Genomic DNA, 16848 nt, shown 5'->3' with positions numbered 1-16848 from the left:
TATATTATACACCTTTTTGAGTTCAAATGATACAAAGGAGATTAGCTTATGGTTGAATTTTTTCAAGATTTACCTCCATATCTGCAAGCACTTATTGCAGGTATTATTACCTGGCTCTTAACAGCTTTAGGAGCTTCATCCGTTTTCGTGTTCAAAAACGTTAACGAGAAAATACTGAATTCTATGCAAGGTTTTGCTGCTGGTATCATGATAGCAGCTAGTTTTTGGTCATTATTGCAACCTGCTATCTCTTATAATGAGGATTCAAATTTATCATGGTTACCGGTTGCAATAGGCTTTTTATTAGGCGGTTTTTTTATTCGAGCTTTAGATATTATCATTCCGCACATACACCAAAATGCAGTAGATGCCCAGCAATACCAAGAAGGTCCTAAAACAGACAAACTAAACAAAAATACCCTTCTTGTATTGGCTATTACATTGCATAATATCCCCGAAGGTTTGTCTATTGGGGTTGCTTTTGGTGGTATTGTCTCAGGAAATGGTGAAGCGACATTCTTAGGTGCACTAGGTTTAGCCATCGGTATCGGAATTCAAAATATCCCTGAAGGCGCAGCATTATCTATGCCTATACGTGCCGCTGGTGCCTCACGTTGGAAAGCTTTCAATTATGGTCAGGCTTCTGCTATTGTAGAACCTATTTTTGCCACTATTGGAGCCGCTACGGTATTAATCATTACACCAATGTTACCTTATGCATTAGCGTTTGCTGCTGGTGCAATGATATTCGTTGTAGTAGAAGAATTGATACCCGACTCTCAATCTGGTCAAAATACTGATTTAGCCACACTTAGCCTTATGTTAGGATTTACCATTATGATGATTTTAGATGTGGCTTTAGGTTAAATTTCCCTATAGTAATTACTGACATTTAGAAAATTATAATCGTATCATTCTTTCCACTAATAGCTATAATGAACAACTATTAATTGAATAATGGCACTAAAAAACTGAGCGTAGCAATTATTTACTTGCTACACTCAGTTTTTTTATTAAAATTACTATATTCACAAAAAAGCTAAGGCGAATATTCATCGCCTTAGCTTTTTACATGATTAATGTTTTTCTTGCCCTTTAGGGCCTGGTTCATAACTATATTCAGATGGTTTTATCTTATCAAAGTCAGGATTATCATAGAATCTGAATAAGTCACCATTTAACACGCTGTCACTCATTTCTAAGTCTTTTTCAGCTTGCTGTTTACGTTTTTCAAAGTCTTTAGGTTTCTCGGTGATTAATTCATTATCTTTATTGGAGTAAATTTTACCATTTACATATTTATAATCTTCTGTAATAAAGTCACCATTTCTAAATGGCACTGTATCATTATGTTCTTTAGATAATAAATCAGTTCCCATCATTAGATAATTTTTCGTATCAATACCTAATAAATGTAACATTGTCGGCATAACATCCGCTTGTCCAGCGTATGTTTCATCTACAGTACCTTCTTTACCTGGTATTTTAAGCCAGAATCCTGTACGGTTAAGGTCTGTGAATTTAGCCGGCGTAATCTCTTCACCTAATAATTTTTCCATAGCTTTGTTATGGTTTTCTGATATACCGTAATGGTCACCATAAATCATAATTACTGAATCGTCATATATACCTTTTTTCTTAAGATCTGTAATAAAGGCTTCTAAAGACTCATCTAAATAACGCGCTGTTTGTACATAACCATCTACTGTAGAGTCACCCGTTTGTGGTGATTCTATCGTTTGATCCTCTGGAGCTAACGTAAATGGATAATGATTTGTTAATGTGATCAAGTGACTATAGAATGGTTGTTTTTCTTTGGCTAAATAATTTGCTGATTCCTTAAAGAATTCTCTATCTTTTAACCCAAGATTTTCTAAGTTCTCTTGTGACATATCATAATAAGTCGCATCGTAGAACTTGTCTATACCAAAGTGTTTATAAATTTGATCTCGGTTCCAGAACGTTTTGTAGTCACCATGCATAACACTAGATGTGTAACCTTGTTTCTGATCCATAATCGCTGGTAACGATTGGAATGTGTTATCACCTTTTAATGAAAAGGCAGAACCTTGTGGTAAACCATACAAACTATTATCCATCGTAAATTCTGAATCCGATGTTTTACCTTGCCCAGTTTGATGGAAGAAGTTTGGATAATATCTAAAGTCTTGATTACCAGTAGATAATTTATTTAAGAATGGTGTCACTTCTTCACCATTAACCTTTTTATTTATTAGGAAAGTCTGGAGACTTTCTAAATGAATTTTAATAACATTCTTTTTCTTCGCAGCACCATAATATTCTTTATTAGGTTCTACGCGTTTTTGTTTAGTGTAATTCAACACTTTAGTTAAATCATCTTCATTTGCTAAAGCTTTTTGTTGTTTATTTTGAATTGTTTTTACACCATCGTAGACTGTGAAGTTATATGGTCCTAAATATTTCACTAAATATTTATGATCAAATGTACGAGTTAATAACTCCGGACGATCAGACTCAGCAAACGCTAAGTTCAAGAAGAATAATGCAATTGATGCTGCCATCACGACTGGTACAAATTTCTTACTAAACACACGTTTATCTAACCATTTTTGTTTAAATATTAAAACAAACAAATAGATTATTGTGTCAACAAAGTAAATAAAATCGTACCATTTAAATGAAGCCGTTACGGCACCACCCATAGAATCTACATTACCTACTTGATTTAATGTACTGAATGTTAAAAAGTCAGAAAAGAATCTGAAATAAACAACATTCGCATATAATAAGAAACTAAGTAAAAAGCCACCAATAAAGATAAACCAAAATGCTTTTTTACCTTTAAAGAATAAAAATAAACTCAATACTAATGCTATTAAACTGTATGGATTCATTAAAAGGATTAAATTTTGTACTAACCCTTTTACACCTAAAGAAAAATCAACATAATACGAAAAATACGTTTTTAACGTAACCGTAATCACTGTTAGTATAAAAAACGCAAATAGCGTCAATTTTTTCTTGTGTATACTCATGATTGTTTCCCCCGTTAATTTTTTTAATAGGATGGACATCGTATCTTCCATTCCCTAAAAGTTAATAAAATACTTTTATTTAATATATGTATTGTTTGCATTAAATATATAACGCAGACAACGCATAGTGCGTTTGGCTGAAGTTACTTCATGAGTTTGTCATATTTTCTGAATTAATTTTCTAAAGTCGATTTAAGAACATAACTCATATGTCATTTTTATTTTGTCATTAATGTCATTATCATGATTTTATTGTGAACTATTTTAACACAATATTTAAATTTTATAGTTTAAACATCAACTGTAAATTAGATTTAAAATCTTCTTTGTAGTTTATATAAACAATTTACAATCAAGAGTGCTTTGTAATCTTTTTGTAACAAAACGTATATAGTTCAATTAATAAATATAAAGCAATTCCAGCAAAATTTCAAGTGAAAGCATAACGTTTCCGTTTGTTTTAACATTATTTATTCGGCTTTTATTGCAAAAATTGAAGTCGCTATTTAATTATACGTAGGTTTTACTATTAATTAATCGGACTATAGTCTTATTAACAAATAAAAACACGAAGCAACATTCTAACAATGTCTTCGTGTTTTCATTATTCTCGCATTAATTTTAATAAGTAGTGTTTAAGTCCAAATAAGCCAAGTACTTATTAAAGTCTGCCCACAACTTACGTATTTACTATTTAAGCATTTCTAATTGCATTCTATACTCAATACCATGAAACAGTTGATTTAACCAATTGCTATATTTTACTAAATTCATTTCTGCTGTTTCCACATCGATAAATTGGAACTTCAGTTTTTCACCTTGATGTTTTTGCCCTAACTTCGTTAAATGATACGTAGCAATCGTTCCAATTTGCGGATAACTACCTAACGTGTAATGATCATTTAACAGCACGATTGGGGTGCCATCACGTTTTACTTGAATTGTCCCTTTTTGTACAGATTGATGCGGAGGCATGTCATCATAATAAGCTTTCACAGATTGTCCTTCTACAACCATTCCTACTCGATTTGCTTTACTCGTAACTTTATATTCACCTGTAGTAAAACGTTCTAACACCATAGTGTCAAAATCATCTGTACCTTTATTTTTTATTACGTGAAAAACATCTGACATATAATTAAATGATAGTGCGTAACCATCTATGCCCCAATTTGTTTGATGCGTTTCTTCTAAATTTTCAAACAGTTTGTGATGGCGTTCAGTGTACTCACGCTTCATATTAATTTCATCACCTGTTTGTAATTGTCTACCTTCAAAGCCACCAATGTGTGATTTAAAATCCGTAGAAGTAGAACCTAACCAATCGTCCAATTCGAAACCACCACCGACTGCTAAATACACTCTTGAAGTACGGTTAGTTTCAATGAAAGTTAAAACATCACCTTTTTCCATTAAGTATAATTTGTTCGGCAAAATAGTTAAATTTGCTGTTGCTGCTTTAAACGTGCCACCGCTTAATGCTATTAACGTTGGTTCCGTGAACCTAATGCTCGCCATTTTATTAGTCATTTCAAGCGTTGCTTCATTCTTATCATTTGCCACAAGACGATTAGCAATTTCATGAGATAGAGGGTCTAAAGCGCCACCTCTAATAACACCTAAATGCTCGTACCCTTGACGTCCAAAGTCTTGAAAGCTTGAAAACAAACCTGCATTTTCAATTATGATTGACATGGATTAAAGCCCCCTAAATCTAACTCATGTGGTTGATAAGCTTTAAACTGAACATTATCACCGAGTTTAAGTTTTGTGAAATCTTCTTGTTGTGGATCAAATAATTTTATAGGTGTATAACCAATAACTAACCAATCACCATATGTATCTGTAGTATTAATACCTGTTTTTTTACCTTCAATGATTACTGCACCTGCAGGAATAAATGTCTTTTCCTTTCCTGTGTGATTAACGAATAAGCGTTTGTCCATTCCAGTTAAATACGGAAAGCCTGGTGAATAACCCATCATCGACACAAAATAGTTATTTTGTGTATGTAACTTTATAAATGAAGATAAATCCATATCATAGAAGTTTAATAAAGCATCTAAATCGGGACCATATGCACCACCATAAACAACTGGGATTTCAGTCACATTTTCAGATGAAGGTACATGTCGAATTTCTAATTGGATAGATTCTATTAAATCTTTCATATATTTAAATGGAGAATTAATATTATGATGTTTAATCATATCTCGTGCATCATAACAAATCATAATGTCGGATTCTGTTGGTACAATTTCCGTAATAAATGGATAATCGTGGGCAACAAAATAATCTTTTAATGCTAACAAGTCCTCCGTTAAATCTTGAGATACTTCTTTTTCAATAGAAACGACAATTGCTTGATCCCCTTGACTATAAATCTTCATAACTTCACCTCATAATTTGTTTCTAATTGTAAAATACTTCTAAACCTTGGATTATTTTATCTACAACTGTACCTATAAAAAAATAGACAAACACCATTTCTAAAATACAAAGTAATACGAGAATACTAAATGAAAGGCCCCAAGTATACTGTTCATGTTTTGTAGTGAGTAACCATTTAACTAGCAGCGTTGTCACTATAATAAGTACTAACCATATTATTAACATTTGTTAACTCCAGTCTATACTAATTCACATCTTTATATTTTCATTGTATTCTTAATTACGCGTTAAGAACTAATAAAATAACTATGCGTCTTTATAAAACGCATTGCTTCAATACTTCACCTATTCTATAGATAAATTTCAACATCAGCAACCTCGCGTAAACTATTTATTAACATTACTTCAATTAAATCATGTTGTACCTTATATTTAAATGACGCTATATCGTAATCTTTAACTTTCACTTTTTCCTGTTCTAATAAATATTGACGCATTGTCCCACGCAAGAAGTCCTCATTATAAGACGGTGTATACCATTGACCATCTTCTTTTATAACAATATTGCCAATATCAAATTCTAATATTTTACCTTCTTCATTATATAATAAAATTAAATCCGTTTCATGATTGTGTCGTAAATGCTCGCGTTGTGATGTTTTATTAATGACATATGCTTTAGGTACATGTTGAGACACACACTGTAATTTTGCAGTAAAGTGATTTTTAGTTGTAAGTGGGAATATTTGATAGTCCATTTTCCCACTTTCATCCAATGTCAATTTAATGCGTTTCATTTGTGTTGGATATTGCTTTTCGATTGATGTAATCGTGTCATCCCACAACTTGTCGTTAAATGGGTATGCAAACTGTTTACTCGATTGTTTAATACGTGCTTTGTGATAGGCTAAACGCTTTATTTGACCTTCATCTAATTGCATAGTTTCAAATAATATCATTACAATCTCCCCAATATTTTGGATTTATCTTTAAATTCTTGTATTTCTGCTTGTGGATCAGAATCAATGGTAATACCTGCACCCACACCATAGACCGCTTCATTTTCAATATACTGTAATGTCCTAATTGGAACATTAAAAATCGCACGCTGTTCTGGCAACAATAAACCTATAGTGCCACAGTATATATTTCTAGGCACTTGTTCTAATTGTTTAATATATTTCATTGTATTTAATTTCGGCGCACCTGTAATCGAGCCACATGGAAACAATGCCGCCATTATATTATTCAATGATAACGCAGTTCGTAGTTTGCCACTAACCATAGATGTCATTTGATATACTGTATGATACATTTCAATAGCAAATAAATTATACACTTTAACCGTATCTGTTTGAGCAATTCGAGCGATATCATTACGCAATAAATCAACGATCATAACATTTTCAGCTTGGTCCTTTGACGAGTTTCGTAAACGCTCATAGTTTGCTGCATCTGCTGCTGGTGTAACACCACGTGCAATCGTTCCTTTCATTGGCTTACTTACAATCATATTCGAATGCCCTTGAAAATCACCTTGTTGAAAGAATAATTCAGGTGATGCCGAGGCAACTTTAATTTCATCTGTATCTAGTAGCACTCCATAATTTCCATTATTGTGACATCGTAATTGATAATACAATGTAGAAATATGCTCTTGTATAGGAGCTTTTAGTCGTGTCGTATAATTTACTTGATACGTATTACCATTAACAATTTCTTGTTGCACTGTTTTAATATGAGTTGTTAACGTATCATCTGGCAATATAAATTGAAATTGATGTTTATTTTCCGTCTGCTGTATTGACTCAATTTGATGTCCTTGAACTGTATCAGCAAATACATATGCTGCCGCATAGATGTAAGAAGACGGCACTGTACAAGTAGCCATATCTTCATTATAAAAAGGTGCCGCTTCGTAAGGTAAATACAACGCAACGTAATAGCCAGCTGCTTGCATCTGTTCTGCAAAAGCCACGACATCTCCTACTTGATAAAGTTGTCGAGCAACAGCTTTATCAATATATTGAGTCAATGTCATATTATAAGTTTGATAGTCAACATCATCTAAATAATACCGATAATTAAAATGGACTTGCACTTGTATCACCTATCTTTTCAAGAAATAATCGTAATTGTTTATGTCCATATTGACTTAAAATGGACTCTGGATGGTACTGTACACCAAAGATGGGATGCTCTCGGTGCTGCACGCCCATGATAATATGGTCACTCGTTTCTGCAGTTATTATTAAAGATTTGGGCAACGTTTGCCTATTGACCATGAGTGAATGATAGCGCATCACACTAAATTGTTGTGGGATACCATAAAATATGCCCTGATTAGTATGCGTTAGTGCAGCCACATGTCCGTGTACTGGTCGCACATTCGGTATAATTTCTCCACCATAATACGAGACAAGTAATTGGAAACCTAAACACACGCCTAATATCGGTATTTGTTGTTCAAATGTTTGAATTAATTGATATAACATTGGATAGTCTTCTGGACGACCAGGACCTGGTGAAATAACAATGGCACTTGGTTTACTTGCTTGTAATTGAGCTATATTTAAGTCATCAACGTCGATAACAGTAATCGGTTGCTGACTCATACTATTTAAATAGTCTACTAAATTATATGTAAATGAATCTTTATTATCTATCATAACTATCATGTTAACTTTTACCTCTTTCATAACAACATTTTGGTTTGTAGACACTTTAATTATCCCAAATATCGACTTGCTTTTACAGCTTAAATATATTATTCTATTCTCCGTATAATTTAATTAACAGAGGTTTCTAGCTGATACCCTCTATAAAAAACTAGACACACTTTCGTCTGTCTTTTTATAGAGATAGACGTTTTTTTATGTCTATTTTTCTAATATTGCTAGCTATTACCTTTTAAAGGAGAGCAAACTTAATTATGACACAAGATATATTAGACCACAGTAAAGCGCTAGTCGTTTTCAGTGGCGGACAAGATAGTACGACTTGTCTTTTTTGGGCAAAGGCACGCTTTGATGAGGTGACTTTAGTAACATTTGATTATGGTCAGCGACATCAGACGGAAATTGACGTTGCAAAACGTATTGCACATGAACAAAATTTACAACATCATGTATTAGATATGTCGTTGTTATCACAACTCACTCCAAACGCTTTAACTAATCATGAGCTCGCAATCGATACAGCTGAGGATGGTGTCCCTAACACCTTTGTACCTGCACGAAACTTACTTTTCTTATCTTTCGCTGGTGCTTTAGCTTATCAATTAAATATTAAAAATATCATTACTGGTGTCTGCGAAACAGACTTTTCAGGTTATCCTGATTGTCGCGATAGCTTTGTAAAATCAATGAATGTAACATTGAATTTAGCAATGGACAAAAATTTCGTCTTACATACTCCATTAATGTGGTTAGATAAAAAACAAACTTGGGAACTCAGTGACCAACTTGGTGTCTTAGATTACATTAAAGACCAAACACTTACTTGCTATAATGGTATTATTGGTCAAGGTTGTGGTGAATGTCCAGCTTGTCATTTGAGAACACGTGGCCTCACGCAATATTTAGCGACTAAAGGAGAGAATCTTTAATGTTTCAACAAAATTATCCGAATGTAGCACATGATTATATGTATGAATTAAATAAAGACTTTAACTTTTCTGCCGCTCATTATATACCTAGTGAAGATGCTGGAAAATGTATGCGAACGCATGGTCATACTTACTTTGTGAATTTGACTATTGCAGGTGATACATTGGATCATAACGGATTTCTCGTTAATTTTAGCGATTTAAAACAATTAGTACATGGCAAATTTGACCATCAGTTACTCAATGAGCTACCTGAATTTCAAGGAAAAAGCCCTTCGACTGAAGTTGTAGCACATACAATCTATGAATTAATACAAAATGCCCTTAACCAACGTACTAATCAGCCACAATGTTTACAAGTGTATGTCCGTGAAACTCCAACGAGTTATGTAGTATTTCGTCCAAAGGAGCATCGCAATGGCTAAAATTCCAGTGTTAGAAATATTTGGACCTACTATTCAAGGTGAAGGTAGTGTTATTGGTCGTAAAACTATGTTTGTCAGAACAGCTGGCTGCGATTATCGATGCAGTTGGTGTGACTCTAGCTTCACATGGGATGGTAGTGCAAAAGAAGACATTCGCATGATGACTGCAGCAGAAATCTACGAGGAATTGTATGCAATCGGCGGCGAATTATTTAATCATGTAACTATTTCAGGGGGCAATCCAGCTTTAATCAAAGGTATTCAAGACCTAGTAGACCTATTTGATAGCAAAAACATCCAAAGTGCTTTAGAAACTCAAGGCAGCAAATTCCAACCTTGGATGCTACAAATTGATGATTTAACTATTAGCCCTAAGCCACCAAGTTCACTAATGAAACCAAATTTACCCATCTTAGACAATGTTATTGAACAATGTCACGACGAGGCATTAAGTCTTAAAGTCGTTATTTTTACCGATGAAGATTACGACTTTGCAAAAATGATTCATCACAGATATCCTAACATTCCCTTCTATTTACAAGTTGGAAATCCTTATTTAGACGGTGAACAGGTAGCTGATCACACCTCCAAACTATTATCTTTATATGAATCACTGGTCAATCGTGTAATGGGCAGTGCTGATATGAATAACGTCTATGTCTTACCTCAACTTCATACGTTACTTTGGAGTAATAAAAAAGGCGTTTAAATACTTTAGTACAAATTCAATATATTCAGATGACTAAGACATCAAGTTGTATCGTTTTTAAAGAAAAGTGCAAAATGAACTACTTTATCTAAAAAACAATAGTCTCCATGCTCACGGTAAACGTTAACAAAAACTGCCAACAAAATTGGAGACTTTGCCGATAGCTCTTGGCGTATTGGCAATAAATAAACTTTAGATATTAATTCTCCTAAGCAATTTCTATAATATTGGCAGTGCTTTGGGCCGACTCCTGTGGGAATAACACTTGTCGAAGACTATAGGCTGAGGCAGTGCCCGCGGAAAGCGTGCACCAAAAACTGCCAATAATGTCAGAAACTTTGCTATTGCCTATTTCTTCAATGCCACTGAAATTTACAAAATTTTAACATATCAAATGTTATTAAATGCTTAACACATTATTAATTGGTATAATGTTGCAATGAAGTAAAATGTAAGGAGACCAAAATGCTAATATCTATTATCATCAACATTATTGCGACAGTTGTCATTCTTGGTATTGACCTCTATCGCCAGAATTTCAAACAACTAAAGTATAGCTCTGTTCTCATTGCACTCACTATTAATGGTCTTATTAATTTATTTATAGTAGGCGAATATGATTATATTTCCTTTTTTACAATTTTGTTATTTTTAGCATGGACATTATTGCAACTTTATATTAATCGCGTAGTAGATGTGTTTGTAATCAAAGAACAAAAGTTTATTGCGGTGGTACTTACTATTATTTTAAGTACATCAACTATTCTTACATATAGCACTAGTCATGATTCTTACTACATGTCTATTCCTTATTTAGCACCAGCCATAGCCCTTATAGGTGCAATATTTTTATTTTACAGTACATTTCAACCAGAAGAACAAATGCACTTTAAACTTATTAATAAAATTAAACGTCCAATTTTAATTGGTAACCTTATGCTCATAATGTCCTTTATCTTAATGACTTTATTAACACCATACTGGTATGCATTTTTAATTATTTACATTGTATTTATTGCATTTATATTTTGGCAAAATATTTTTTCTAAACAAAATGATTAATTGATTTATTTTTGTGGTATAGATAGACTGTTAAATTTTGTTAGAAGGAGGCTCTTAGTCATGGGATTTATACTAATGTTAATCGTCGGTGGTTTAATCGGCTGGATAGCTGGTGGCATTGTAGGTAAAGATATACCCGGTGGTATTTTAGGTAATATCATTGCAGGTATCGTAGGTTCAGCACTTGGTTCTTGGTTACTTGGTGACTGGGGTTGGCATTTAGGCGGCATTGCCATTTTCCCTGCATTGATTGGTACAATCATTTTAGTAGCAATCGTATCATTTGTCGTTGGTAAACTACGTAAAAAATAAATTAATAGGAAGATGATAACACCTAACATCATCTTTTTATGTTTGTAACATGATAAAGCAGCTAGCCCATAGTTTTACTATGAGTTAGCTGCTTTTGTGTTGAGTTAAAATACTAGATCTTATCTACTCACTGAAAACTAATTATCTATTTTTTAGTAACGACCGCTGTGTTTTTTCTTCTATGCTTTGGTTCAATTCCTCATGATGCATTTGGTTAGCATGTTTGACATCAGCTTTATCAGCTTCATCACTTTCAATATTCGTCGCTAATACAATATATTTCGGACGTTGTTTAACTTCATAATAGATGCGCCCTATATACTCCCCAATAATGCCAATTGATATTAATTGGATACCTCCTAATAATAAGATGGCTGCAATCGTTGAGAAATAACCTGGTGTTTCGATACCATTTAAAACAATACCTGCGAAGACAAATAGAATATATAATACACTCACAAAAGAAATAAACAGCCCTAAATAAATCATGGCACGCAATGGCTTATTATTAAACGAAATCAAGCCATCAATTCCATAATTGAGTAACTTACTGAAAGACCACTTAGATTCACCGTCTTCACGCTCTACATTGTCATAAGTGAAGACTTTAGTATTATAACCAATCCATTCATATAAACCTTTAGAGAAACGGTTATATTCTTCCAATGAAGCCATGGAGTTAACTGCGCGTTGGCTTAACAAACGAAAATCGCCAATACCATCTTCTAATTTGATATCCTCAACAAAGTAGTTGATCATTTTATAATAACAGCGCGTGAGTAACTTACGTGATTCCTTTTCACCCTCTCTGTTACGCTTAGCAACTACTTGATCATAACCATCCATATAACCGTCAACCATTTGAGGGATAAGCTCTGGTGGATGTTGCAAATCTGCATCAATCATAATGACTGCATCACAAGATTTACTATGTTGAAAACCTGCTATCATCGCAGATTCTTTACCAAAATTTCTACTAAAAGAAATAAATTTTACATGATTATCTTTTTGTGCGGCATCTTGAATATAATTGATTGTTGCATCTTTACTTCCATCATCGACAAATAAAATATCATATTCATAATCATGACGTATACTGTCATTTAATAACACTTCAGTTAATCGTTGATATGTTTTTAGTATAACTTCACCTTCATTATAACAAGGTACTATAACTCTAATATTCATCTCATCAACACCTTCATTCCATTTACTTCTCTTCCACTTTATCAATAATAAATCGCATGATTCCATAACAAACAATTAAATTTACACAATCTTAATGCCTAGTTAATAAAGTGCTTATAAATTACTTGTTATTTAATTTAATTGCTAATAACGGGGATAATTAAGCAATTAGTATCTGCTTAAAATACTATTTTAAGTAGTGGGATATATACTTTTCTTTAAAATATAATTTGTAACTTTATATTACCAAGTATTCTTAAATAAATGAACTAAAAACCTTTATATCACACTTCCAAGTAATGTATGATGCGACATTAAGTTAACGTAATGTACCTATTTTAACTGAATCAGGATCATGACCTTGGCGATCATTGCGATTTAATGCGTCAATTTCCGCAATATCAGTAACTTCTAAATTAAAATCAAAAATATTGAAATTTTCTTCAATACGTTCAGGTGTTTTAGATTTTGGGATAATCAATCTATTGTGGGCTAAATGCCAACGCAAAACAACTTGTGCTGGGGTTTTATTATAACGTTTCGCTATCTCTACAATAACTGGATCATCCAATAACCCTCTATTACGCATTAGTGGCATCCATGCAGTAACAGCAATGTCGTTGTCATCACAAAAATCTTGTAATTGTTGTTGATTAAAATACGGGTGCACTTCTACTTGATTCACTGCTGGCACAATGTCAGTTGCATCCATTAATTTCTCCAAATGTTCTTTAGTAAAATTACAAACACCAATGGCACGTACCTTACCTTCTTCATATAATTGCTCTAAAGCTTTATAGCTCTCTATAAATAAATCATCTTCAGCACATGGCCAATGAATTAAATATAAGTCCAAATAATCTGTACCTAATCGTTCTAATGATTGATTAAATTGTTTTAACGTACTTTCAAAACCTTGATAATCATTCCATAGTTTCGATGTAATAAATAAGGAATCTCTTGCTATTTCTGACTGCTTTAATACGCGTCCTAACGCTACTTCATTGTCATACAGGTAAGCAGTGTCAAATGCACGATAACCAACTTCTAAGGCACTTTCAATTGCTGTTGCCATTTCATTGTCAGTAATTTTATATACACCTAGTCCAATTTTAGGCATTGGGTAACCATTGTTTAAATAATAAACATCATTCTCCATTGTATAACTCCTCTCATGGTTATGTTGCTATATTAATAGTGTTAATAATTCTCTATTGCCTTTTTTTTAAAATTTTAACCATCTTCTATAAATTACAAATAAAAAAACGTTTATTAAATCACTTAAATATGTGATTTAATAAACGTTAACTATTAATCGTCGGTTTCTTCTTCTAATTCTTCAGGTGTTTTTCGCTCTTGATTATATTCTATTTTTAAAATTACAGAAATAATTTGATGATTTTCAATTTCTGAGATAATCCATCGATCATATTCAGTATCGACATAATCATTTTGTTGCAAGTTAGTATTGTGTGCTTGTAGCCAACCGCCTATTGTATCTATATCTTCCGAATCTTCAAATTCAATATCGAACTGTTCGTTTAAATCATCTAGTAATACGCGGCCATTGATTTGGTAAGTTTCGTCATTTTTCTTCACAATATCGTTAACTTCATCATCATCAAATTCGTCGCGAATTTCACCCACAATTTCTTCCAAGATATCTTCCATTGTTAAAATACCAGCAGTTCCACCATATTCATCAATAATCAAACTAATATGCACATGTTCTCTTTGCATACGAACCAATGCATCACTAATGCGTGTTGTTTCCGAAATCATAGGCAGTTCATGTACAAAGTCACTTGCGTTTATTGCTTTTCCTGATGCGTATTCGGTTAATAACTCTTTAACATTAATAAAGCCTTTAACGTGGTCTTTATCACCATCTTCAGTTATTGGATAACGTGTAAATTGATGTTCTTTTAATGTTTCTAACAATTCATCCAAATTAAATGGTTCATTTAGCGTTACCATCTGTGTACGTGGAACCATAATATCTTTAGCGTGTCTTTCATCAAAAGAAAAAATATTTTGCATATATGCTAATTCAGTCTGGTTAATTTCACCACCATTATAAGAATTATTAATGATGATTTTAATTTCATCTTCTGACATAGCATCATTGTTCGCATCTGGATCTACACCAAACATACGAATAATGACACGAGCTGAACCATTCATTAACCAAATTAATGGTTTCATGATAACGCCAAAATAATATAATGGGCGTGCATAAATTAATGCAATTTTTTCAGTGTGTTGGATTGCTAATGTTTTTGGAGCTAACTCCCCTAATACTACGTGTAAATAAGTAACAATAATAAATGCTACGATAAATGAAATTGTCGTCGTCAATGCTTCCGGTAATTGCATTAGTTCGAATAACGGATGTAACAATTTATCAAAAGTAGGTTCACCTAACCAACCAAGTCCTAATGAAGTTACCGTGATACCAAGTTGACAAGCTGATAAATAATAATCTAGTTTTTCAATCATTTTTTTAACAACTTTAGCGCCACCATTACCTTTTGATGCAAGTTGTTCTATTCGAGTGGCTCTTACTTTCACCAATGCAAACTCCGAACCTACGAAGACTGTAGTTAATGCGATTAGTAGAAAGAATATAATTAAGTTCATTATGGGTACTGTTTCCAATTAATTCCCTATTTCTAGGGATTCACCTCCAAATTTTACGTGCCACAATAGGTGGCCGTGTATGTTAAATATAGTTGTAATGCATTCTTAGATAACTTTAGATCCTTCCCATTGTGACACCTCCCTAAAAATTGACGTATAGTCTACATTTTATCACAAGGTAAGTGTCAATTGTAATCATGAGCTTAGAATTCAATATATTTTCAATTTAAGTTTATTCATATTCAATCTAACATTGTAAGTTACTTATTAAATTCGTGGACGGTACCTTTTTTAATAGTTGTAAGCACTTCGATGTTAGAATTTACAATAACTAAATCTGCGTCCTTGCCATGTTGAATACTACCTTTACGGTGTGCAAGATTTAAAGCTAGCGCTTGATTTAAACTCGTAACACGCCATAATTCATTTAATGTACGCTGTGTGAATGACATTAAATTTTTGAGTCCTTCATTCATTTTTAAAATACTTCCTGCCAACGCTCCTGAAGCTAAACGTGCTTCTGAACCTCGGACGATGACATCTTGACCACCGAGATCATAAGTTCCGTCAGGCATTCCTTTAGCTCGCATCGCGTCAGTAATAAGATAAAAACGCTCTATTCCTTTTTGTCTAAGCGCAATATTCACAGCTGCAGGGTGTGCATGAATACCATCTACAATGAGTTCAGTACGCAACTGATCATTAGTCCAAGCAGCCCCAAACAGCCCCGGTTGACGATGTTCAAACGGCGTCCCTGCATTATAAAGATGTGTCACATGTCGTGCTCCTAGTTGTTGTGCCTCATTGACTTCATCAAATGTCGCAGTCGTATGTCCAATAGAGAAGATAATATCATCATGTAATGCACTAAGTGTGTCACTTGCACCTGCAACTTCTGGAGCAAAAGTAATAATCTTTATATTTTGTTGTGCTAGTTGTTGAAAATATTTAATTTTGTCGATTGATGGTCGTTGTACATATTTAGGATTTTGTGCTCCCACTTTATCTTCTGAAATAAATGGCCCTTCTAAATGGATACCTACAATCTCTGCAGCACTGTTATCGTCTTGATTATCGATATATTGTGCAATAACTTTCAAAGCCTGAGTCACGTTGTCATCAGACTGAGTCATAGTCGTAGCTAGAAAGCTTGTTGTGCCTTCTGCTAATAACGAAGTTGCTAAATGTGTTAAACCTTTTGCAGATGCATCCATTGCGTCTTCTCCATATCCACCATGAATATGAATATCAATAAAACCTGGTAATATATGATTAAATTGGGCATCAATAGTCGGTAGTTGTCCTTGATAGTCCCCTTTACTTACATGCTTAATTTTGCCGTGTGCTACTTCAATATGTCCGTGTTCAATAACACCAGTCTCTGTATAAATTGTCCCATTTGTAATAACGTAATTTTCCAACATTCAAACCTTCTTTATTTGTTTATTATTGTTTTTTCACTATCACTTATATTCTACATGAAATCGTTCACCGTGA

General features: G+C 33.3%; 17 protein-coding genes. 6 read left to right on the top strand and 11 right to left on the bottom strand.

Annotated features, from left to right (window positions below; all coding sequences use genetic code 11):
• Window positions 1-48: 48 nt before the first annotated feature.
• Entirely contained in the window at window positions 49-867 is an 819-nt protein-coding gene (locus tag JVU85_RS04975) for a ZIP family metal transporter (RefSeq protein WP_103388056.1), read from the top strand.
• Window positions 868-1076: 209 nt separating this feature from the next.
• Here the strand turns inward: JVU85_RS04975 and ltaS are convergent, their stop codons facing one another.
• The 7 genes from ltaS to JVU85_RS04940 form a co-directional block, all read right to left on the bottom strand.
• On the bottom strand, window positions 1077-3017 hold the full coding sequence (ltaS, locus tag JVU85_RS04970) for a polyglycerol-phosphate lipoteichoic acid synthase LtaS (RefSeq protein WP_135023282.1): 1941 nt from the start codon (window positions 3015-3017) through the stop codon (window positions 1077-1079).
• 690 nt (window positions 3018-3707) lie between these two features.
• A complete protein-coding gene (locus JVU85_RS04965; RefSeq protein ID WP_002508899.1) occupies window positions 3708-4712 on the bottom strand; it encodes a 5-oxoprolinase subunit C family protein in 1005 nt (334 codons plus the stop codon).
• Window positions 4700-5407, bottom strand: coding sequence for a 5-oxoprolinase subunit B family protein (locus JVU85_RS04960; RefSeq protein WP_002508900.1), 708 nt, complete (start codon window positions 5405-5407; stop codon window positions 4700-4702). The genes JVU85_RS04965 and JVU85_RS04960 overlap by 13 nt, the downstream gene beginning before the upstream one ends.
• A 22-nt stretch (window positions 5408-5429) precedes the next feature.
• Complete coding sequence (locus JVU85_RS04955) at window positions 5430-5633, bottom strand: hypothetical protein (protein WP_002508901.1); 204 nt, start codon at window positions 5631-5633, stop codon at window positions 5430-5432.
• Between the two features lie 125 nt (window positions 5634-5758).
• The gene (locus JVU85_RS04950; protein WP_021459146.1) at window positions 5759-6367 is read right to left on the bottom strand and encodes an aminotransferase class IV; all 609 of its coding nucleotides are present in this window, start codon (window positions 6365-6367) and stop codon (window positions 5759-5761) included.
• A complete protein-coding gene (locus JVU85_RS04945) occupies window positions 6367-7509 on the bottom strand; it encodes a chorismate-binding protein (protein WP_193325098.1) in 1143 nt (380 codons plus the stop codon). Before JVU85_RS04945 ends, JVU85_RS04950 begins: the two co-directional genes overlap by 1 nt.
• Window positions 7493-8086 (bottom strand): anthranilate synthase component II, encoded by a 594-nt coding sequence (locus JVU85_RS04940; RefSeq protein WP_021459148.1) that lies wholly within the window; start codon window positions 8084-8086, stop codon window positions 7493-7495. Before JVU85_RS04940 ends, JVU85_RS04945 begins: the two co-directional genes overlap by 17 nt.
• Window positions 8087-8340: 254 nt before the next feature.
• Here JVU85_RS04940 and queC point away from each other — a divergent pair, with 254 nt between their 5' ends.
• The 5 genes from queC (at window position 8341) to JVU85_RS04915 (ending at window position 11523) form a co-directional block, all read left to right on the top strand.
• Window positions 8341-9015, top strand: coding sequence for a 7-cyano-7-deazaguanine synthase QueC (gene queC, locus JVU85_RS04935; RefSeq protein ID WP_021459149.1), 675 nt, complete (start codon window positions 8341-8343; stop codon window positions 9013-9015).
• Window positions 9015-9440 carry a 6-carboxytetrahydropterin synthase QueD gene (gene queD, locus JVU85_RS04930; protein ID WP_021459150.1) on the top strand — a complete coding sequence of 142 codons (426 nt, stop codon included), beginning with the start codon at window positions 9015-9017 and terminating at the stop codon, window positions 9438-9440. Before queC ends, queD begins: the two co-directional genes overlap by 1 nt.
• On the top strand, window positions 9433-10149 hold the full coding sequence (queE, locus tag JVU85_RS04925; RefSeq protein ID WP_021459151.1) for a 7-carboxy-7-deazaguanine synthase QueE: 717 nt from the start codon (window positions 9433-9435) through the stop codon (window positions 10147-10149). Before queD ends, queE begins: the two co-directional genes overlap by 8 nt.
• Before the next feature lie 465 nt (window positions 10150-10614).
• Entirely contained in the window at window positions 10615-11211 is a 597-nt protein-coding gene (locus tag JVU85_RS04920) for a hypothetical protein (RefSeq protein ID WP_002508908.1), read from the top strand.
• Window positions 11212-11271: 60 nt separating this feature from the next.
• The gene (locus tag JVU85_RS04915; protein WP_002508909.1) at window positions 11272-11523 is read left to right on the top strand and encodes a GlsB/YeaQ/YmgE family stress response membrane protein; all 252 of its coding nucleotides are present in this window, start codon (window positions 11272-11274) and stop codon (window positions 11521-11523) included.
• A gap of 141 nt (window positions 11524-11664) precedes the next feature.
• Here JVU85_RS04915 and JVU85_RS04910 read toward each other — a convergent pair whose 3' ends face one another.
• The 4 genes from JVU85_RS04910 to nagA all read right to left on the bottom strand — a co-directional run bounded on the left by JVU85_RS04910 (window position 11665) and on the right by nagA (window position 16772).
• Window positions 11665-12711 carry a glycosyltransferase family 2 protein gene (locus JVU85_RS04910; protein WP_021459152.1) on the bottom strand — a complete coding sequence of 349 codons (1047 nt, stop codon included), beginning with the start codon at window positions 12709-12711 and terminating at the stop codon, window positions 11665-11667.
• Window positions 12712-13030: 319 nt separating this feature from the next.
• Window positions 13031-13870, bottom strand: coding sequence for an aldo/keto reductase (locus JVU85_RS04905; protein ID WP_002508911.1), 840 nt, complete (start codon window positions 13868-13870; stop codon window positions 13031-13033).
• Between the two features lie 152 nt (window positions 13871-14022).
• The gene (locus JVU85_RS04900; protein ID WP_193325096.1) at window positions 14023-15369 is read right to left on the bottom strand and encodes a hemolysin family protein; all 1347 of its coding nucleotides are present in this window, start codon (window positions 15367-15369) and stop codon (window positions 14023-14025) included.
• A 242-nt stretch (window positions 15370-15611) separates the two neighbouring features.
• Window positions 15612-16772: an N-acetylglucosamine-6-phosphate deacetylase gene (nagA, locus tag JVU85_RS04895; protein WP_002508913.1), complete on the bottom strand. Its 1161-nt coding sequence runs from the start codon at window positions 16770-16772 to the stop codon at window positions 15612-15614.
• Window positions 16773-16848: the final 76 nt, after the last annotated feature.

Source organism: Staphylococcus sp. GDY8P72P, assembly GCF_016890655.1.
GTDB classification, from domain to species: Bacteria; Bacillota; Bacilli; order Staphylococcales; family Staphylococcaceae; genus Staphylococcus; species Staphylococcus arlettae.
This window is presented reverse-complemented; position numbering and strand designations above follow the sequence as displayed.

Excerpts from the sequence above, each read along its gene's own strand:
- queC (WP_021459149.1), top strand. The coding sequence starts at position 8,341 with ATGACACAAGATATATTAGACCACAGTAAAGCGCTAGTCGTTTTCAGT.
- JVU85_RS04910 (WP_021459152.1), bottom strand. The coding sequence starts at position 12,711 with ATGAATATTAGAGTTATAGTACCTTGTTATAATGAAGGTGAAGTTATA.
- ltaS (WP_135023282.1), bottom strand. The coding sequence starts at position 3,017 with ATGAGTATACACAAGAAAAAATTGACGCTATTTGCGTTTTTTATACTA.
- queD (WP_021459150.1), top strand. The coding sequence starts at position 9,015 with ATGTTTCAACAAAATTATCCGAATGTAGCACATGATTATATGTATGAA.
- JVU85_RS04915 (WP_002508909.1), top strand. The coding sequence starts at position 11,272 with ATGGGATTTATACTAATGTTAATCGTCGGTGGTTTAATCGGCTGGATA.
- JVU85_RS04975 (WP_103388056.1), top strand. The coding sequence starts at position 49 with ATGGTTGAATTTTTTCAAGATTTACCTCCATATCTGCAAGCACTTATT.
- JVU85_RS04965 (WP_002508899.1), bottom strand. The coding sequence starts at position 4,712 with ATGTCAATCATAATTGAAAATGCAGGTTTGTTTTCAAGCTTTCAAGAC.
- JVU85_RS04960 (WP_002508900.1), bottom strand. The coding sequence starts at position 5,407 with ATGAAGATTTATAGTCAAGGGGATCAAGCAATTGTCGTTTCTATTGAA.
- queE (WP_021459151.1), top strand. The coding sequence starts at position 9,433 with ATGGCTAAAATTCCAGTGTTAGAAATATTTGGACCTACTATTCAAGGT.
- JVU85_RS04950 (WP_021459146.1), bottom strand. The coding sequence starts at position 6,367 with ATGATATTATTTGAAACTATGCAATTAGATGAAGGTCAAATAAAGCGT.
- JVU85_RS04940 (WP_021459148.1), bottom strand. The coding sequence starts at position 8,086 with ATGATAGTTATGATAGATAATAAAGATTCATTTACATATAATTTAGTA.
- JVU85_RS04905 (WP_002508911.1), bottom strand. The coding sequence starts at position 13,870 with ATGGAGAATGATGTTTATTATTTAAACAATGGTTACCCAATGCCTAAA.
- JVU85_RS04920 (WP_002508908.1), top strand. The coding sequence starts at position 10,615 with ATGCTAATATCTATTATCATCAACATTATTGCGACAGTTGTCATTCTT.
- JVU85_RS04955 (WP_002508901.1), bottom strand. The coding sequence starts at position 5,633 with ATGTTAATAATATGGTTAGTACTTATTATAGTGACAACGCTGCTAGTT.